At 36.8% G+C, this 2,094-nt stretch carries 5 protein-coding genes; all 5 read left to right on the top strand.

Annotated features, from left to right (window positions below; translation table 11 throughout):
• Window positions 1-158 precede the first annotated feature (158 nt).
• From amaP to RDN22_RS11250, 5 genes are read left to right on the top strand one after another with little or no spacing between them, the layout of a single operon-like run.
• Entirely contained in the window at window positions 159-719 is a 561-nt protein-coding gene (gene amaP, locus RDN22_RS11270) for an alkaline shock response membrane anchor protein AmaP (protein WP_003684975.1), read from the top strand.
• An 11-nt stretch (window positions 720-730) separates the two neighbouring features.
• On the top strand, window positions 731-916 hold the full coding sequence (locus RDN22_RS11265) for a DUF2273 domain-containing protein (RefSeq protein ID WP_003681705.1): 186 nt from the start codon (window positions 731-733) through the stop codon (window positions 914-916).
• A 27-nt stretch (window positions 917-943) separates the two neighbouring features.
• Window positions 944-1,486 (top strand): Asp23/Gls24 family envelope stress response protein, encoded by a 543-nt coding sequence (locus RDN22_RS11260; protein ID WP_003681703.1) that lies wholly within the window; start codon window positions 944-946, stop codon window positions 1,484-1,486.
• A 14-nt stretch (window positions 1,487-1,500) separates the two neighbouring features.
• Complete coding sequence (locus tag RDN22_RS11255) at window positions 1,501-1,752, top strand: GlsB/YeaQ/YmgE family stress response membrane protein (protein ID WP_003681701.1); 252 nt, start codon at window positions 1,501-1,503, stop codon at window positions 1,750-1,752.
• Window positions 1,753-1,763: 11 nt separating this feature from the next.
• Window positions 1,764-1,904: a hypothetical protein gene (locus tag RDN22_RS11250; protein ID WP_003681696.1), complete on the top strand. Its 141-nt coding sequence runs from the start codon at window positions 1,764-1,766 to the stop codon at window positions 1,902-1,904.
• The last annotated feature ends 190 nt before the right edge of the window (window positions 1,905-2,094 follow it).

The following is a 2,094-nucleotide window of genomic DNA, read 5'->3' as shown; positions in this document are numbered from 1 at the left end:
GTGAAATGATAAATTCGCGGAATTTAATTTACACCAACATTTTGGACTTGACCCCAGATTGGTTTAGTCAAATAAAAATTTTAATTGGTTTCTCATAAGTGCATATAATTCCATTATCACTACTGTCCTGCTACAATGATGGTAAAGGTGGTGATGATTTGCGAGTTATATTTAAGGCTTTAATAGTAGTTGTTATTATCCTTGCATTTCCTTTGTCCATAGTTCTTGTCTTTAAAAATTGGTCAACGGCCATTGGCACTAGCACACCCATGCAATTAAAGTTTGATTGGTTGGATCAGTACGAACCGATATACCTTTTTTGGAGTGGGATAATTCTGGCGGCGGTGTTAATTGTTTTATTGATTATCACACTTTTTTGGCCACGGTCACAGTCATTATATCTTCATCAAAAGTCTGATGGTCAAGTTACCATCAGTAAGAAAGCTATTGAGCATTTTGCTCTTTCAGCACTTCAACATGAACCCTTTATTGGTAACCCCAAGGTATCAGCTAAGTTATCACGAAAAAGGATCACACTTAAAATATCGGGTGATCTACTAAATTCAGTCAATGCCAAGAAACAGACTGCAAATTTTCTCAATCAATTAAAAAAAGATTTGCGTATTTGTCTTGGAATTTCTGAACAGAAAAAAATAAAAATCCGACTCGTTGATTTCAATGAGTCGGACGCTAATGTGCATCAATCTCGAGTTGTCTAGGAGGTGATAACGTGACCGAACTCATTAAAGACTATTTTTGGCCACTAATTGGTGGAATTATAGGATTGCTCTTAGCGGTCCTTATCATCACTTTTGGATTTTTCAAGACGCTTTTTGTTTTGATTTTTATGGCAATCGGGATTAGCGCGGGTTATTGTATTCAAAAAACTGGTATCTTAACAAATGTTTTTAAATAACTGTTTGAATTATAAGGAGGAAAAATTATGCAGAATGGAACACCAAGTGAAAAAACAACAACTAACGAAAAGTCTGGTGTTAAAGGCAATTTAACATTTGATGATAAGGTTATTCAAAAAATAATTGGTATCTCACTTTCTGAAGTAGATGGCTTATTAACCGTAGATGGCGGCTTTTTCGCAAATGTTGCTGAAAAACTAGTTAATACTTCCGATGTCACATCAGGAATTGATGTAGAGGTTGGAAAAAAGCAGGTTGCAGTGGATCTAGACATTGTTGCTGAATACGGCATTGATATTTCTAAACTGTATGACAAGATCAAAAATGTTATCGTTCGGGAAGTAAAGAATATGACCGACTTAGAAGTAATTGAGGTAAATGTGAATGTTGTTGATGTCAAGACAAAGGAGCAACATGAAAAAGATTCGACTTCTCTGCAAGATCGCGTGAGCGATGCTACAGATAAAACGAAGGAAGCCTTTAGTAAGGGCGCAAATAAATCGAAGGAAACATTAAGTGACAGCGTTGATAAAGTAACGTCTGACAATAAATCTAGTCGTGTTAACTAAGGGAGTGAGTAAATATGGGACTTATTTGGTCATTAATCGTCGGGGCAATCATTGGTGCCATTGCTGGCGCAATCACTAACCGTGGTGCTGCTATGGGCTGGATTGCAAACATCGTAGCTGGTTTGATTGGTGCATGGATTGGCCAAGGGCTCCTTGGCACTTGGGGCCCTTCATTAGCTGGCATGGCATTGATACCATCGATCATCGGGGCAATTATTTTAGTTCTGATTGTTTCATTAGTTGTTGGTCGAACCGGTAAAAAGTAAGGGGGAATTTTATGGACGTTTTGAAAAGTGTATTTAAGTTTATGATCGCTTCTACGCTCATTGTAGGTGGTGTTCTCATCGGCGGCACCGTCTTGGCTGCTAAGAAGGTAGATGGCATTGGTGATACGTTGCAACAAAAATTACATGGATAATTAGCCAAATTATCTATATTAGTCATCTTAGAACGTAAATAATTTGACAATTAAAGGTCAGTTAATCAATATTTCAATTGTTATGATAACCCTTTATAAATATAGATGGGAATTTTTTTGATAATTAATAAAAGCGGCTCTACACTAAATCTTGTTGATGGATTACCATAGTGGTGATTCGTTGACAGGA

Source organism: uncultured Lactobacillus sp., from assembly GCF_902491705.1.
Classification (GTDB): Bacteria; Bacillota; Bacilli; order Lactobacillales; family Lactobacillaceae; genus Lactobacillus.
This window is presented reverse-complemented; position numbering and strand designations above follow the sequence as displayed.

Bases quoted from the DNA above. Each gene is read 5' to 3' on its own strand.
- RDN22_RS11260 (WP_003681703.1), top strand. From the start codon at position 944: ATGCAGAATGGAACACCAAGTGAAAAAACAACAACTAACGAAAAGTCT.
- RDN22_RS11255 (WP_003681701.1), top strand. From the start codon at position 1,501: ATGGGACTTATTTGGTCATTAATCGTCGGGGCAATCATTGGTGCCATT.
- RDN22_RS11250 (WP_003681696.1), top strand. From the start codon at position 1,764: ATGGACGTTTTGAAAAGTGTATTTAAGTTTATGATCGCTTCTACGCTC.